Here is a 15,969-nt window from a genome sequence, read left to right as displayed (position 1 = left end):
TGGAACTGTTCGCCCGCATCGCCTAGCTAAGCGCGCCGCCTATTTTTGAACAGGTGGGGTTTATGGAGCGCTTACAAAATAACTGCATCAGACCTTCATTCCTCGAATGCAGGGAGGTCGCGTCAGCCCTAGGGAAGCCGACTCAGTTTGAGGCATTGGAGAGGCTGGAGTCGGCAACATACTTTAGTAGTTAGACGCGACCATAGCTCAGTAGCGACTGATCGTTGCTGCATCGGGCTATGAGATAAATAAATCTGTGGCAGCTTCGAATCAGCTTCAGATACTAGATGCAAGTCACCGGCAAAAAGCTGTCGTTCAATGGTATATCTCAAACTTGAGACGACTCACTCCAATTGTCAGCTTCTCACGCAAACTTCAAAGTTATTCAATTGTTCTGAGACTTCCATTCTGCCGCATCTAGCTTAATCCAAATGTCCATTCAGGCTTCTACTAGAAGATTCAATGCCTTCATACGCAATCGAATCGCTGTCAAAGACACCCTAAAGTACTTACTCAGCGCTGTCGCGACTTTCCAGAAATTATCTACATTGTCACGTTGTCCATCCAAATACAGAACGCCATGCCCTCGGTTTCGAATTTCATGATGCTTAATCAAAAGATTCAGTGCCATATTTAACTCATTTCGCGGCATAAGCAGGCATGAGGCAAACGTGTTTGCCTGCCATTCAAGTCGCTCGATTTCCCCCTTTGGAATCGTGATGAGCTGGCTTTGATCAATGTCCCGAGACTGAATGCTTTCGCGCGTCATATATCGTCCATGGCTAAGGAAATAATGTCCTAGCTCATGGGCTAGTGTGAACCTGGCCAAGGACGACTGTTCGTCGGTGGTGAAGATTTTTATTTCCAGGGGGCTGAAAGTAATGCTACCCAGAGCTGAGCGGCTCTCCCCAATAAAACGCACATTCAAGCCATTGGTATTTTTCTCATGGAGAACAAGCTTGTTCAGATCTACATCGCCTCTGATGTAGCATATCGACTTCAATACCCGTTCAGCCAAGTCTTCGATGCTGTTTTTTGAGACAAAGGCAACACGCGGCTTGGCCGCAGGTAGGGGCGGATGAATCAACCTCAGCTCATTTTCACTGAAAGCTGCTTCTAAACTGAGGCCTCTCCAGATACCGTCCCACCCATCCGTGTAACCAGACGGAGTGACGGCGTATGCGCTGTAGATAGTGGGCCGAAAGTCAGGATGTGTTAGAGCATATTCAATTTCCGCACGCTTACGCGATTTTGCGCTTTGAGCTCCTGTCAGCAACGCACGAGGGAGCTCCCATCGAAACTCAGATTGGTCAAAATACCGCAGAAGGCCAAAGCCTCTGTTGCGAGCAATGTTGAACGTACCGGACTGAAATGCGCTCATGGAGGCGAAGATCCCTTTGACGTTGAAGCCGGTAACCTGACTGACCTTTGAGCTGAACTCTTCAATGTCGCATACGGGAACAGTGCCGCTGTAGTTTTTGCATTCTATTATGATGATCATCGATGGTTTTTCGAGACCCGGCAGGAACACCTCGATCGAAATATCGAAGATGATGGCGTCGTCTCGATCGCGTGAGTAATAGCCTCTTTTTCTGTAGATCTGACAGTTCTCAGGTCGACAGAAGAAGCGCCCCTCATGGATCTCACGAGACAGGAACTGAAAGACCTGCTCTTCAAATTTGTCGCCCTTGGCGTAAGTGCTTAGCTTCTCAATTTCCATAGTTACGCAGAAATGCTGTTGATTGGGCTCTGAGAATAGCCGATAGCGCAGTAGAGTTTCCTATGCGTATTGTTGATTATTCGAGGCGACACTCTAGCTGTCGATGGAGAGCGGCTACTTGATAAGCCAATTGAAGGGTGGAGTAGGTTCCTGTTCAATCTTTTCCGGTTTGATATGTATCGTTGAGTGTCAGCTTTTGGCCGATTCTGTTGAAAAAGTCGGTCCTTCCAGACTGCCCGCGTACTGACTGTTGAAAATGCCTTCTTTGCGCGCAGCTACGCGAAATCCGAGCCCGGAATCCTCTGATCAAAGTCAAGACTTCAATCTCAAGCGGGTACTTTTCTACCGTGGAAACCATGGCCGACTTTTTCAACAGAATCGGCCGAAAGCAGCCCCTCTATGAACACCAACCTAAGAACACCCGCGTCCATCCGTCGCATCCCCCACCCTCCCCCTCCAGCCCCCACCCAACCTGCCGATAACCCTACTAACCACATGCCTACCCCCGCATCCCCACCCGACCGAGCCCACCCTATGAACCCACTCTCCCTCCTGAAAAAATCCCGGCCCGCTCGCCAAGGCACCACCACCCTCACCAGCACCGCCAACAATCTGGACGCCGCCCTCAGCGCTCTACGCATCACCCCCACCCTGATCACCGGCTTTATCTCGCCGCATCTGGACATCGACGCCATCGCCGCCAAGCTCAAGCATCGTTTCCCCCAGTCCACCCTCAGCCTGTGCACCACCTCCGGCGAGCTGTGCAATGCGCCCGGTTCGCTGTATTGCGCCACCGGCGAGCGCTGGGACCGGGTGGTGTTGCAGTTGTTCGACGACAGTCTGATCGCTTCGGCCGAGGTGGTGATGGTGCCGCTGGAGTGTGAGGACATTCGCGGTGGCGGCACTCGCCTGGGGATGCAGGAGCGGATTGCCAAGTTGGTGGCGAATATCAAGCGGGTGCAGGTACGTACGTCGATCGATCATCGCGATACCTTGGCGTATGTGGTGTTCGATGGGTTGTCGGCGTCGGAGTCGTTTTTCATGGAGGCGCTGTATGAGTCGGGGCGGTTTCCGTGTTTGTTTGTAGGGGGATCGGCCGGGGGTAAGTCGGATTTCCAGAAGACGCTGATTCATGACGGCCAGCGCAGTTATCAGAACCATGCGCAGATTGTGTTCCTGAAAACGGCGGCCCATGTGCGGTTTGGGGTGTTCAAGAGCCAGAATTTCAAGGCGGCGGATTTGACCTTCAGTGTGCTGACGGCGTCGGTGGAGGACCGCACGATTGACCAGGTGATCGACAGCAGCGGCAATATCAAGAGCATGGTGCAGGCGCTGTGTGATGCGTTCAGTTGCGCGCCCCAGGCGTTGGAGTCGAAGCTGGCGGATTATTCGTTTGCGATTCGGGTGGGCAGTGAGTTGTTTGTGCGGTCTATCGCGCGTATCGATTATGAGCAGCAGATCGTGCAGTTGTTTTGCGACGTGGCGCCGGGCGAGGAGTTGGTGATGGTGCGGCGTACGCCATTGCGGGAGGCGACGCGCCTGGACTATGAGCAGTTCCTGCGCGGCAAGGGTGGCCAGCCGGTGGCGGGAATTTTGAATGACTGCATTCTGCGCCGGCTGAACAACGGCGCCGAGCTGGGCAGCATGGCCGGCATTTTTGGGGATGTGCCGTTGGCGGGGTTTTCGACCTTCGGGGAGATTCTGGGCCTGAACCTGAACCAGACGCTGACGGCGATTTTCTTCTTTCGGGTGGCCAAGGGGGCGAGTTTCAGTGATGAGTACGTGGACAATTTCATCGCCCATTACGGCGAGTTCAAGGCGTTTTTCCTACGGCGTCAGGTGAAGAAGCTGGCGGGTTTGAACCATGTGGTGGTCAAGCAGATTACCGCGTTCAAGAACAATGACTTCACCGACACCCTGAATACCCGAGGCCTGGACCGCAATATCCTGCCAGTCTTCGAGGGCCTGGCCGACTTGGGCCTGGTGTTGGCCCAGGCCGAGCGTCAGCAGGAGGACATCGCTTCGCAGCTCAAGCATTACTCCGGCGAGTTGCACGCCTCGATGGATGAACTGGTGGGCACGATTGGCCAGCAGAACAGCGTGTCTGCCCAGGCAGGGGCCACGGTGGAGGGGCTGTCGAGCCAGGCGGATGTCGCGGTACAGGGGGCGCGCACGCTGGCGGGGTCGAGTTTGCGTATCCAGTCGATTGTGCAGGTGATCCAGCAGATCGCCGGGCAGACCAACCTGCTGGCACTCAATGCCGCGATTGAAGCGGCGCGCGCGGGCGACCTGGGCCGGGGCTTTGCGGTGGTGGCGGACGAGGTGCGCAAGCTGGCGGAAATCACGCGCAAGAATGCGGCGGAAATTGGTGTGGATATCGACTTGTTGTCGAGTGAGATCCAGCGGGTGGCCCAGCAGATTGAAGACCAGTCCACCGGGGTGGGTGCGCTGCGGGAGATGCTGGATGTGCTGGAGGCGTCGAGCCGAGCAACGGAGGGTACGGCGCAACGGACCAAGACCATTGCGGATACGTTGACGGGGTTGACCCATGGGTAGGCGCTAACGGCAGGTAAAAAATGGCGCGGGGCTCATGGCACTGAACGGGGGATTCAGTGCATGATGCGTCGCTCATATCAAGGACGATAACAACCGTGAAAAACGCCCTCGCCGCCCTGCTATTGCTGTGCCTGACCGCTCCCGCCCTCGCCGCCGAAAACCCCGTCGGGTTCAAGACCGTCACCCTGCCCGATGCACAAGACAAGCGTCCACTTGAGCTGGTCGTCTGGTACCCCGCTACCACCACCGCCAAACCCACCCTGATCGCCGACAACGCGGTGTTCATCGGTGCCCTCGCCGTACCCGACGCGCCGCCGGCTGCCGGTGAGCATCCGCTGGTGGTGCTCTCCCACGGTTATGGCGGCAACTGGGGCAAGCAGGTGTGGCTGGCGAGTGCGCTGGCGCATCAGGGCTACATCGTGGCGGCGGTCAACCACCCCGGCACCACCACCAAAGACCGTAACCCGCAAACCGCCGCGCAGTTATGGCAACGCCCGGCCGACCTGAGCCGCGTGATCGACGCGGTGTTGGCTCAGCCGAAGCTATTTGGCGCGGTCGCGAAAGGCCAGATTGCCGCCGTGGGCCATTCCCTTGGCGGCTGGACCGTGCTGGAACTCGCCGGGGCGCGCTTCGACCCCGAGCTGTTCAGCCGCGACTGCAGCATCCACCCCAAGCTCGGCGGTTGCATCGGCTACCAGGAGATGAACCCCGCCGGCACGCCAGAAGGTAAAGCGCGCTTGGCGGCGGATTTGAGCGACAAGCGCGTCACCGCCATCGTGTCCCTGGACCTGGGCCTGTCCCGCGGCTTCACCGACGCCAGCCTGGCTGCATTGCCGGTACCGGCGCTGGTGATTGCGGGGGGCGTGCCATCGGAGGATATGGACCCGCAGTTGGAGTCCGCCGACATGGTCAAGCGGCTGCCTGAAGCAACGACGAAGTACGTGGAGATCGCCGACGCTACGCACTTCAGCTTTATGTCGATCTGCAAGCCGGGGGGCATGGCGCTGATCGAGGAGAGTTCACCGGGCGACGGCATGATTTGCCGCGATGGTGAGGGGGCTCGGCCACGGGCGGTGATTCAGCAGCAGGTGGTGGGGCTGATCAGTGAGTTTTTACGCCGATCGTTTCGACAGTAAAGCAGGCATCGACCTTAGAGCACGTGTCGAGTCACGGCTGACTATTTATCGTTTTAACGCTATTGAACTGCGGAGCGAACATGCAAGAAAGTAAACACCCGAAGGGACTTGGCGGTTGGTTGATCGTGGTTGGCTTGGGCCTGTTTATAGCCTTGGCGCGCCTGGGTTATGCCCTTATCGCGGTGTATTACCCAATATTCGCAGATGGCTCGTTCAGCATCCTCACCTCATCCGGCACGACGATGACTAACGCCCTGTGGGGCGCGATCCTGATTTCAGAAACCCTCGTCAATGCAGTCTTTATCGCGGCCTTTGGTTATTTGGTTTACCTGTTCTTCTGCGAACATTATTTATTCCCCAAGGTTTATATCGTCACGCTCATCGCCTCGGCTGTTTACGTTCCACTTGATGCATGGTTCAGCTCGCTTGTTCTGGTGGATGAACCCATATTCGACTACAACACGACCAAGGAAACCGTCCGCGGATTGGTGTCCACCTCGATCTGGGTCCCCTACATACTGTTCTCCAAAAGGGTCAAGGCAACGTTTGTCCAACACCGGCCGGTTGCGGCGCAAGCGCCGGGCATCGTCAGCCCTTGACGCGGTGAGCATCGAGCGCCTGCCGGATGACTGGCAGGCTGCCAAGGCGATGCCGCTGAACTACGCAGCCCCCTCACATCGATAGCACTGATGATTACTATCGAACCGCTCGCCTATAGGGTGGCCAGGCCCGATTCCTATAATCGCCTCCCAATTCTTCCCCTTCGCCTGGCCTCAGGCGACATCCCCCTTGGAACCCAGCATCATGCCAAGTGCCCTCCAGGCCCCCAGCGGCCGTCCCGAACATAATCAGCAAAGCGTCAAACAGCAGTGGCTGGCAATCCTCTCGGTCGCGGTGGGCGCTTTCGCCCTGGTGACCAGTGAGTTCCTGCCGGTGGGTGTGCTCAACGACGTCGCCAGCGACCTCGGTATCAGTGCCGGCCATGCCGGGCTGATGGTGACATTGCCCGGCATCATGGCCGCCCTCGCTGCGCCGTTCCTGTCGGTGAGCATTGGCGCGATGGACCGGCGCTACCTGCTGATCGGCCTGACGTTGATCATGATCATCGCCAACTCGGTGGTGGCCTTTGCCAATGACTTCAGCCTGCTGCTGTTCGGCCGTGTCTTGCTGGGCATCAGTATCGGCGGGTTCTGGGCCACGGCCATTGCCCTCAGTGGGCGCCTGGCGCCCAGGGGTGTGGACGTGGCGAAGGCCACCTCGATCATCATGATGGGCGTGACCCTGGCCACCGTGCTCGGCGTGCCGGTCGGCACCTGGCTCAGCGGCCTGATGGGCTGGCGCATGACGTTCCTGGTCACCGCACTGCTGGGCGTGCCGGTGCTGCTGGCGCAGGTGTTCCTGCTGCCGCGGCTCACCCCGGAGAAGGCCATTCGCGTCAGCGACCTGCCGGCGTTGTTTATCAACCCACAGGCGCGGATCGGGTTGATCGCGGTGCTGTTGATCGGCCTGGCGCACTTTGCGGCCTACACCTATGTGGCGCCGTTCTTCAAATACAGTTCCGGCTTCGACGGGCCGACGATTGGTTCGCTGTTGCTGCTCTTCGGCGTGGCCGGGGTGTTCGGCAATATCTTTGCCGGTTTCGCCGCCAACCGCAGCGTGCGTCACACCCTGTTGCTGGTGGCGCTGATGATCGGCACCAGCACCGCGCTGTTCCCCCACTTCGCCACCGGCATGACCGGCGCAGCGATGCTGATCGGGCTGTGGGGCTTCGCCTTCGGCGCCTTCCCGGCCTGTGCCAGTATCTGGATGTTTGTGGTGGCGCCCAAGGATGTCGAACGCGGCATGCCGCTGTTCGTGGCCTTGTTCCAGGTGATCATTGCCTTGGGTTCGTTCTTCGGCGGGCGCATCGTCGACCAACTGGGCAGCTCGGTGTTGTTGAGCCTGGCCACGGCGTTGGTGGGCTGCGGTTTTGTTACAGTGCTGGTGCTGGGGCGCAACATCAGTAATAGCCTGGCGGCCCAGCCTGGCTAAACCGAGGGACCATGGATACCGCCAACGACGCTTCTTTCGCCTATCAGGCGGTGTACCGCTACCTTGTCGAGTTGATCGAGGCGAACCCTTCGGCAGGCGAACGCCAACTGCCGTCCCTGCGCCAGTTGGCCCGGCGCCTGGGCGTGTCGGTGTCGACCACCAAGTACGCCTATGCGCTGCTGGAGGATGAGGGGCGTGTCCAGGCCAGGCCCAAGCGTGGCTATTTCACCCGGGCCGTGGCGGCGCCGCTGTTGAGCGAAGGTTCGCCTGATTTGCTCGACCAGGTATTCGCCAACGCCCGCCAGCCGGGCATGCTGGCCCTGAGCAGCGACGCCCCGGCGATGCTGCTGTCGTTGGAAAACCCCTTGTTGATGATGGAGCGCGAACTGGCCCGCCAGTACCCGCGCGCCCTCACCCCGCTGTACCTGCCGTTCGGCGAGCCCGAGTTGCGTGCAGCGCTGGCCGCGCGCTACACCCAATCCACCCAGCGCTATTGGCAGGCCGAACAGGTGTATATCGGCTCGGACCTGCACAGCGTGCTGGACCTGTCGCTCAGCGCCCTGGCGTTGCGTGGCACGCTGGCGGTGGTGGAGTCGCCGTGTTCGTGGGCGGTGCTGCGTCAGTTGCAGGCGGCGAATATCCGCGTGATTGAAATGCCCCTCGGCGCGGACGGGCGCTTCGACCTGCCCGCCCTCCAGGCACTGCTCGAGCGGGAGCCGATCCGCCTGGCGGTGCTGTCATCCAGCGTGAACGTGCCCCAGGGCGGCGTGATGCCAGCGCAGGATAAACAGCAGATCTGCCGCTGGCTGGCAGAGCGGGACATCTGGCTGTTCGAAAACGACACCTACGGCGAGCTGTATTTCGAGGCGCCCGCCGCCCGCTATCGCGACTTTGCCGACCCACAGAAACTGCTGGTGTTCTCGACCTTCGACAAGGTGATCGGCGCGGAGGCGCCCTACGCTTATGTGCTGTGTCGCGGACAAGGGCCGCAGTTGCAGCGGGTGTTCCTGGAGCGGGGGTTTCGCCTGTCGCCGACCCGTCAGAAAGCGATTGCCAAGCTGCTCACCTCCGGGCGCATCGACCAGCACCTGCTGATGCTGCGCGCGGCCTTGCGGGAACGGATGACGCGCATGAAAGCCCTGCTGGAAACGCACGGCGAGTGGCACGTGGTCGAACCCCATGGCGGCGCGAGTTTCTGGCTGGAGGCCAGGCGCCCGGTCAACATGGGGCAGGTGTTCGGGCGCCTGCTGGCCCAGCGCGTCGTGATCGCCCCGGGGCAGTTGTTCAGCCTGCACGGCAACTGGCCGTATCACCTGCGCCTGAGCTACACCCTCGACTGGAGCAAGGATATCGCCCAGGCCGTGCAGCTGTTGGCCCAGGCGATCCGTCAAAGCCCGTAGCAGTGTTGCGCTTGGGGGAAGCGGCCCTGGCGCACGTCGTCGGCAAACCGCTCGCACGCATCGCGAATCACCGCGCCGACATCGGCGTACTGCTTGACGAAGCGCGGCAGATGCTCGCCGCCCAGGCCCAACAGGTCTTCGGTGACCAGCACCTGGCCGTCGCAGGCCGGTGAGGCGCCGATGCCGATGGTGGGCCTGTCCGAGTCCTGGGTAATCTGCCGCGCCACGCCTTCGGCCACCCCTTCCAGCAGCAGGCTGAAAGCGCCCGCTTCCAGGTTGGCGCGGGCGTCTTCGGTAATCACGGCGCCGGTTTCAGCCGTGAGGCCCTGGGCCTTGAACCCACCCATCACGTTGACGAACTGCGGCATCAGCCCCACGTGCGCCATCACCGGAATACCACGCGCCACCAGGAACGCCACGGTGCCCGCCAGCGCCTGGTTGGCTTCCAGCTTGACCGCATCGCAGCCGGTGCGCGCCAACACCTGGGCGCAATTGCGGAACGCCTGTTCATGGGATTCCTGATAGCTGCCAAATGGCATGTCGGCAATCACACAGGCCAGGCGCGTGCTGTCGACCACGGCACGGGTGTGGCCGATGATTTCTTCGAGCTGCATGCTCAAGGTCGACGGCCGGCCATAGCCGACCATGGCCGTGGAGTCACCGACCAGAATGAAGTCCACCAGCGGATCGATCAGCCTGGCGATGGCGCTGGTGTAGGCCGTGAGGGAGACGATTTTCTGCTGGCCTTTCATGGCGACCAGTTGGGGCACGGTCATGCGTTTGGTGCGGGTGTGCAGGCTCATGGTGTGTTCCTTATCGCGTTCAATACTCGGGGAATGCGGGGCCCGAGTATTGGCGAAAGGCGCGGCGATTCAATGCACAGATCGGCGCTAAAAAGCGACCCAGGCAGCCGTCGCGGTTTTTTAAGCTGGTATCATCCGCGCACGTACACGCCAGGTAACAACCCATGAATCGCCAGAAAAAACTGCAACAGCTGTTCAAGGCCAAAGCCAAAAAGGCCAGCGCCAAATTGGCACCGAAATCCAAGGATAAGTACATCAGCAAGGCCGAGCGGGAAAAGCTGGCGGCTGAGGCCGCCCAGGCGCCAGACATGTCCCCCGAGGGTTAACTCAGCAACCGCTCAGCGCTTCGGGCCGGCGCTCACCCGCGAAAAAGAACGGCCGCAGGCGCACGCCCACGCTGTTGCCGATAAACGCCGCCACCAGCCACACCCAGCCATGCAGGCTGCCCGAGGCGATACCGCTGAAGTACGCGCCGATGTTGCAACCGTAGGCCAGGCGCGAGCCGTAGCCGAGCAGCAGGCCGCCGATCACCGCGGCCAGCAGCGAACGGGCCGGGATCTTCAGGCTGGGGGCAAAGCGCCCGGCCAGGCCGGCGGCCAACAGCGCACCGAGGACGATGCCGATGTCCATGACGCTGGTGATGTCTTCCCACACCGGCGCAGCCAGGGCCTTGGCGTTGCCCGGCATTTGCCAGAACGCCCAGTTGGCCACGTCCACACCCAACCCGTTTGCCACCTTGGCGCCCCACAGCGCGAAGGCCGAGGTAATCCCCCACGGCCGCCCGGCCAGTGCCAGGGTGGCGTAGTTGAGCAACGCCAAACCAATCGCGCCCCACACCAACGGCCATGGCCCACGCAGGAAGCGGCGCAGGCCTTGGTGTTCGCTGGTCACGCCTTCTTCAAGCTGGCCGTGGCGGCGCTTTTCCAGGCGCACGGTGACGGCCGCGATGAGCGCAAACATGGTCAGGCTGGCGAGCAACGCCGGCACCACGCCGAAGCTCTTGACGATGGACACCGCCGGGAATGCCGGCAACGCAAACCACCAGTCCACATGGTGGGTGGCGATCAGCGAACCGCAGATAAAGAACAACAGCGTCACCAGCATGCGCGCATTACCGCCGCCCACGGTGAACAACGTGCCCGAGGCACACCCGCCGCCCAACTGCATGCCGATGCCGAAAATAAACGCGCCAAACACCACCGACACCCCGGCCGGCGCCACTAGCCCGACCACCGGTTGCCCGAACAACGTGCCCGCCCCCAGCGCCGGGAAAAACAGCAGCACCGCCAGCGCGAGCATCACCATCTGCGCCCGCAGGCCTGCGCCACGGCGATCATTGATAAACACGCGCCAGGCGGAGGTGAAGCCGAAGGCAGCGTGGTAAAGGGTCAAGCCCAGTGCGGCGCCGACCACCAGCAACAGCACCTGGCGCGAACCGACGCTGTTTTGCAGGAACAAGGCGCCCAGCACCAGGATGACAAAGGCCACCAGCGGCGCGACAGGCTTGCGCGCAGGGGTGAGGGAAAGAGAGGTGCTCATGGGGATCTCGGTTTGATTTGAAGGGGTGATTGCGAAGGGGCGAGTATAACCTGTGGGCGTTGTCGATCTTCAGCGAGGCTGCGATAGCGGTGTGTCAGGCAACGTAGATGCAAGCGATGCCACCGCCATCGCAGCCTCGCCAGGGCTCGATAACCCCTCTAAAATTCAACATAACCAATTGATTTTTAGGGGTTAAAACTTAACCAAAAAGTCTTGAGTCTTGCATAAACAATTTCAGGCGACCGAATTCCTGTGGTGAGCGGGCTTGTCCCGCGCTGGGGTGCGAAGCGCCCCCTGATGAAGATGAATGCGGTGTATCAGGTACTCCTCCGCGCCTGGTTTTGGGGCTGCTGCGCAGCCCAACGCGGGCGGTGCGACGATTCGACAAGACCGCTCACCACAGGGTCCCAGTTGGCTACACAACAGCCTCTCGCTGCGGTTACCTTGCATAGGGGGGTGGGGTATGACACATTTCGCCGCACTATAGGTAGGGGGGGTATACCGTGAGCCATATCGCAGCCAACAAAGACAGCCTGATAAAACGGGTCAAGCGCATCGCCGGGCAGATTCAGGCGGTGGAAAAAGCCCTGGCGTCGGACGCCGACTGCGCCAAGACCCTGCACCTGGTGGCCGCTACGCGCGGCGCCATCAACGGCTTGATGGAAGAAATCATCGAAGAGCACGCCAGGGCGCACGTGGCCGATCCCTCCCTCAGCGAGGAAGAACGCAGCAAGGGCGTCGAAGAACTGCTCGAAGCCATCCGGCGCTACGCCAAATGACGCCCACGACCTACCACGCCCACGACCATGTGTTCCTCGGCGCCGCCCACGACGAGAACGCCAGACGCACCCTGTGGGTGGTGATACTGACGGTGGTGATGATGGTGGCGGAAATTGCCGCCGGCTACCTCACCGGCTCCATGGCCCTGCTGGCCGACGGTTTTCATATGGCGACCCACGCCGGCGCGTTGGGCATTGCCGCCGCAGCCTATGCCTATGCCAAACGCCACGCGCACAGCCCGCGCTACAGCTTCGGCACCGGCAAGGTGGGCGACCTGGGTGGCTTCGCCTCGGCGCTGATCCTGGCGCTGGTGGCCCTGGGCATTGGCGTCGAGTCGGTGGTCCGCCTGCTGGAACCCACCGAGGTGCAGTTCGGTACCGCGACCCTGATTGCCATCCTGGGCCTGGTGGTGAATATCGTCAGTGCGCTGTTGCTGGGCCACGGTCACAGCCATGAGCACGATCACGAGCACCACCACGGCAGCGACAACAACCTCAAATCCGCCTATGTGCATGTGCTCGCCGATGCGCTGACCTCGGTCCTCGCCATCGCCGCCTTGCTGGCCGGGCGTTACCTGGGCTGGGTGTGGCTGGACCCGGTGATGGGTATCGTCGGTGCCATCGTGATCGCGCGCTGGGCCTGGAGCCTGATGGGGGTGACCGCCGGTGTGCTGTTGGATCAAACCGATGAGCACGTCGCCGCCGAGATCCGCGCGTTGGTCGAACAACCCGGCGACGCCAGGATTACCGACCTGCACGTGTGGCGCGTGGGCCCCGACGCCCACGCGGCGATTGTGAGTGTGCTCGGCCAGGACACCACGGATGCCGACACCCTTCGCGAGCGTCTCAAGGCGGTGCATGAAGTGAGCCACCTCACCATTGAGTTTCGTTCGGCGTAAGCCTTTACCCCCCAGGTGACCCCTTGGCTAAAGACATCGAAAACCCCTGCGTCTCCACCTGCCAGCTCAGCGGCGACCTGTGCGTCAGCTGTGGCCGCAGCAAGGACGAGATCCGCAAGTGGAAACGCATGAAACGCCCCGAGAAAATGGCCGCCGTGCAACGTGCAACCCAACGCTTGAAAGCGTTGAAAAAAGCCAGGTAAGCCGCTTGATCAGGAGCGCCCCACCGACCCGGATACCGGAAGGTTGCCCAGCAATTTGAGCCCGGTGCTTTTCACGAAGGTGTCGTAGTCCATCGGCTTCTGGATGCGCGTTTCGGCGTTGGGCAGCACGTAGGCCCAGGCGCGCTGGCTGGAGGCGTCGTACACCAGCTTGAACAGGCGTGTCGGCACCCAGACCTGGTTGTCGCCGATGGTGCTGTAGCCCGGGTCGAACAGCGGCCCGGTGAACACATACACGTCACCGCCCGCGCGCACCGCGAACTTGCGTACGTCGGCCTCGACCTTACTCCAGATCTTGCGGTTGTTGGTGGGGTCCTGGGGCACCATGTTCGACAGCGCAAAGGATTGGGCCATGGCCTTGGCATCGGGGGCATCGGCGGCCGGGGATTGATGGCCGCGATCCATAGCCGGTTGCTGGCCATGGTAGTCGCTCAACTCGGCCCGCGCGCCCTTGGGAATGCGCGGGTCCGCGTAGAAATGGTTGGTCCGTTCCTCGCCTTTGGCGTCCTTGAGCTGGCGGGCGTTGAGGCGCTCGACCACCACCAGCGGCGTCTTGCTGGTTTGCGAATACAGCACGGCGAAATGGTCGGAGCACAGCGCCAGGGGTTTCATGCTGGCGGGGATGGTTGCGGTTTTGATCGGCGTCGCGCCAGGGAATACATCGGCACAGCTGTCGAACGACAACTGCCGTTCCTGAGTGGAATAAAGGTCTATCGCACCACGGGCATGCGCCCCGGCCGAAAACAGGATAAAGGCCGATAGCCCAACTGCAATGTTGCGTAGGTGCATGGATTGAATCTTCGAAGGAAAGTGAAGCGGCAGGCTCCGCGTACGGAGCCAAGTGAATGATATTTCGAGGATTATGGACTAGCAGATGTCAGATTAGTGCCCGAGCGACGCCGGTTTTCCCGCACCCCGCGCGCCCGGTTTGAAGCCATGGGCGCTGGCCACCCAGGCAACGGCAAACGCCACGGCCACCAACAGCAGCATCGCCCACGCAAATGCGCCCACGCCCCAGGTGTCCAGCAGCACGCCACCGACTACGCCGCTGCCAGCAATCGCGCTGTTCCACGCCACCACGTTCAGCGACAACGCCACATCCGCGCCGTCCCCCGCCGCATCCGCCAGGGCGGTTTGCAGCAAGGTCGCGGCGCCGCCGAAGCTCAGGCCCCAGACCGCCACGCCGAGGTAAATCACCTGCGGCATCGTTCCCAGTAAGCCGAACACCAGGCTGATGAGCGCAAAGCTCGCCAGGCTTGCCAGCACGGTGTTGCGCAATAACGGCTCGACCAATCTGGCCGTGATCCAAATCCCCGCCAACGCAGCGATCCCGAAGACCAGCAACACCAGGTCCACGCGCTCCGCCAACCCCGCAGGCGCCACGAACGGTGCGATGTAGGTGTACAGAATGTTATGCGCCAGCATCCAACTGATCACCACCGCCAGCACAGGGCGCACCCCCGGCGTGGTCAGCACCTTGCCCAGCGACAGGCGTTGATGGGCGGGCTGCGGCGCGTAGTCCGGGACTTTTACCAGCACCCAGGCGATCAGTATCAGGCTCACGGCCGACATCAGGCCGAAGGTGGTGCGCCAGCCCACCAGGCCACCGAGCCAGGTACCCAACGGCACCCCCAACGACAGCGCAATCGGCGTGCCGACCATCGCCAGCGCCAGTGCCTTGCCCTGTTGGTGGGGCGCAACCATGCGCCGGGCGTAACCGGCCAGTAGGCTCCAGGCCAACCCCGCCGCCACCCCGGCAAAGAAGCGCGCCACCAGCGTCACGCCATAGTGGGACGACAACGCAGTGATCGAGTTGAACAGCAGGAAACCGACGATGGTCAGCAGCAGCACATTGCGCCGGCGCCAGCCACGGGTGGCGATGGTCATGGGGATCACCGCCAGCACGGAGCCCAGCGCATACGCGGTGACCATCTGCCCGGCCATCGACGGCGAAATCGCCAGGCCGTCGCTGATCAACGGCAACAGGCCGGCGGGCAGGGTTTCGGTGACGATACAGATGAAGCCGGTCATCGCCAGGGCGAGCAAGGCACCGATGGGCAGGCGCTCGGATGAGGCCGATAAGCTGAGTGAGGGGGTCACGGGAAACTCCTTGGGCTGACTTAGATACTGATCGATATAAATATTGCAGACAGCCAATGCGCGTTGTCAACGACTTATGTATCGACTAGTATTTATCTCGTTTTCCCACTGGAGACCTGACATGGCACAAATGGGCCGCCCCCGCACCTTCGACCGCGAACACGCCGTGGAACAGGCCCTGCACCTGTTCTGGCAGCATGGCTACGACGCCACCTCCCTGGCCCAGCTCAAGGCGGGTTTGGGTGGCGGGATTTCCGCGCCGAGCTTCTACGCGGCGTTCGGCTCCAAGGAGGCGTTGTTCGACGAGTGCGTGCAGCGCTACCTGGCGACCTACGCCCAGGTCACCGAATGCCTGTGGGACGACACCTTGCCCCCGCGCCAGGCCGTCGAAACCGCGCTGCGCCAATCGGCGCGCATGCAGTGTGAAGAGGGGCACCCCAAAGGCTGCATGGTGGCGCTGGGCGTGATGAGTGCGCCCAGCCCGGAGAATGCGCGGGTGGCCGATGCATTGACCCAATCTCGCCTGCGCACCCGGGCCGGGATTGTGGCGTGTGTGGAGCGCGCGATTCGCCTGGGCCAGTTGCCGCAGCAGACCCAGCCAGCGGTGATGGCGAGTGTGTTTGACAGTTTTTTGCAGGGGGTGTCGATCTTGGCGCGGGACAACGTGCCCCATGCCACCCTCGACGCGGCGATCAGCCAGTTGCTGATGAGCTGGGATGTTGCGGCGTCTATCGCACCGCCCAGTCCTCACAGCCCTGCAGCAAAAAAACCATAACCTACGAGCC

15 protein-coding genes are annotated in these 15,969 nt (G+C 61.3%); 10 read left to right on the top strand and 5 right to left on the bottom strand.

Annotated features, from left to right (window positions below; all coding sequences use genetic code 11):
• Window positions 1-439 precede the first annotated feature (439 nt).
• Window positions 440-1,720, bottom strand: coding sequence for an ImmA/IrrE family metallo-endopeptidase (locus AC07OP_RS29985; protein ID WP_495103078.1), 1,281 nt, complete (start codon window positions 1,718-1,720; stop codon window positions 440-442).
• Window positions 1,721-2,254: 534 nt separating this feature from the next.
• Here AC07OP_RS29985 and AC07OP_RS29980 point away from each other — a divergent pair.
• The 5 genes from AC07OP_RS29980 to AC07OP_RS29960 all read left to right on the top strand — a co-directional run bounded on the left by AC07OP_RS29980 (window position 2,255) and on the right by AC07OP_RS29960 (window position 8,843).
• Window positions 2,255-4,276 (top strand): methyl-accepting chemotaxis protein, encoded by a 2,022-nt coding sequence (locus AC07OP_RS29980; RefSeq protein ID WP_495103079.1) that lies wholly within the window; start codon window positions 2,255-2,257, stop codon window positions 4,274-4,276.
• A 95-nt stretch (window positions 4,277-4,371) separates the two neighbouring features.
• Window positions 4,372-5,412: an alpha/beta hydrolase family protein gene (locus AC07OP_RS29975; RefSeq protein ID WP_495103080.1), complete on the top strand. Its 1,041-nt coding sequence runs from the start codon at window positions 4,372-4,374 to the stop codon at window positions 5,410-5,412.
• A gap of 80 nt (window positions 5,413-5,492) precedes the next feature.
• The gene (locus AC07OP_RS29970; RefSeq protein ID WP_027604009.1) at window positions 5,493-6,011 is read left to right on the top strand and encodes a DUF2569 domain-containing protein; all 519 of its coding nucleotides are present in this window, start codon (window positions 5,493-5,495) and stop codon (window positions 6,009-6,011) included.
• A 205-nt stretch (window positions 6,012-6,216) separates the two neighbouring features.
• Complete coding sequence (locus AC07OP_RS29965) at window positions 6,217-7,443, top strand: MFS transporter (RefSeq protein WP_495103081.1); 1,227 nt, start codon at window positions 6,217-6,219, stop codon at window positions 7,441-7,443.
• Between the two features lie 11 nt (window positions 7,444-7,454).
• Window positions 7,455-8,843, top strand: a complete 1,389-nt coding sequence (locus tag AC07OP_RS29960) for an aminotransferase-like domain-containing protein (RefSeq protein WP_495103082.1) — start codon at window positions 7,455-7,457, stop codon at window positions 8,841-8,843.
• Here AC07OP_RS29960 and panB read toward each other — a convergent pair.
• Window positions 8,831-9,646 (bottom strand): 3-methyl-2-oxobutanoate hydroxymethyltransferase, encoded by an 816-nt coding sequence (gene panB / locus AC07OP_RS29955; protein ID WP_169897895.1) that lies wholly within the window; start codon window positions 9,644-9,646, stop codon window positions 8,831-8,833. The two genes, AC07OP_RS29960 and panB, sit on opposite strands and share 13 nt — an antisense overlap.
• Before the next feature lie 164 nt (window positions 9,647-9,810).
• Here panB and AC07OP_RS29950 point away from each other — a divergent pair, with 164 nt between their 5' ends.
• Window positions 9,811-9,972: a DUF2986 domain-containing protein gene (locus tag AC07OP_RS29950; RefSeq protein WP_065923882.1), complete on the top strand. Its 162-nt coding sequence runs from the start codon at window positions 9,811-9,813 to the stop codon at window positions 9,970-9,972.
• Window position 9,973: 1 nt separating this feature from the next.
• Here the strand turns inward: AC07OP_RS29950 and AC07OP_RS29945 are convergent, their stop codons facing one another.
• Window positions 9,974-11,185, bottom strand: a complete 1,212-nt coding sequence (locus tag AC07OP_RS29945) for a YeeE/YedE family protein (protein ID WP_495103083.1) — start codon at window positions 11,183-11,185, stop codon at window positions 9,974-9,976.
• Between the two features lie 503 nt (window positions 11,186-11,688).
• On the opposite strand from AC07OP_RS29945, the gene AC07OP_RS29940 reads away from it, so the two are divergent.
• The 3 genes from AC07OP_RS29940 to AC07OP_RS29930 are packed head-to-tail and all read left to right on the top strand — an operon-like array spanning window position 11,689 to window position 13,066.
• Entirely contained in the window at window positions 11,689-11,964 is a 276-nt protein-coding gene (locus tag AC07OP_RS29940; RefSeq protein ID WP_405125562.1) for a metal/formaldehyde-sensitive transcriptional repressor, read from the top strand.
• On the top strand, window positions 11,961-12,863 hold the full coding sequence (gene dmeF, locus AC07OP_RS29935) for a CDF family Co(II)/Ni(II) efflux transporter DmeF (protein WP_495103084.1): 903 nt from the start codon (window positions 11,961-11,963) through the stop codon (window positions 12,861-12,863). The genes AC07OP_RS29940 and dmeF overlap by 4 nt, the downstream gene beginning before the upstream one ends.
• 23 nt (window positions 12,864-12,886) lie before the next feature.
• On the top strand, window positions 12,887-13,066 hold the full coding sequence (locus AC07OP_RS29930; protein ID WP_027604002.1) for a DUF1289 domain-containing protein: 180 nt from the start codon (window positions 12,887-12,889) through the stop codon (window positions 13,064-13,066).
• Between the two features lie 9 nt (window positions 13,067-13,075).
• Here the strand turns inward: AC07OP_RS29930 and AC07OP_RS29925 are convergent, their stop codons facing one another.
• Window positions 13,076-13,873, bottom strand: a complete 798-nt coding sequence (locus AC07OP_RS29925) for a DNA/RNA non-specific endonuclease (protein ID WP_495103085.1) — start codon at window positions 13,871-13,873, stop codon at window positions 13,076-13,078.
• Window positions 13,874-13,966: 93 nt separating this feature from the next.
• Window positions 13,967-15,184 (bottom strand): MFS transporter, encoded by a 1,218-nt coding sequence (locus AC07OP_RS29920; RefSeq protein WP_495103086.1) that lies wholly within the window; start codon window positions 15,182-15,184, stop codon window positions 13,967-13,969.
• Between the two features lie 121 nt (window positions 15,185-15,305).
• Between AC07OP_RS29920 and AC07OP_RS29915 the strand changes: the two genes are divergently transcribed.
• The gene (locus AC07OP_RS29915) at window positions 15,306-15,959 is read left to right on the top strand and encodes a TetR/AcrR family transcriptional regulator (RefSeq protein ID WP_495103087.1); all 654 of its coding nucleotides are present in this window, start codon (window positions 15,306-15,308) and stop codon (window positions 15,957-15,959) included.
• The last annotated feature ends 10 nt before the right edge of the window (window positions 15,960-15,969 follow it).

The organism is Pseudomonas sp. GW821-FHT09D08, from assembly GCF_059416305.1.
The sequence above is the reverse complement of the archived record's forward strand: the minus strand, read 5'-3'. Positions and strand labels throughout refer to the sequence as shown.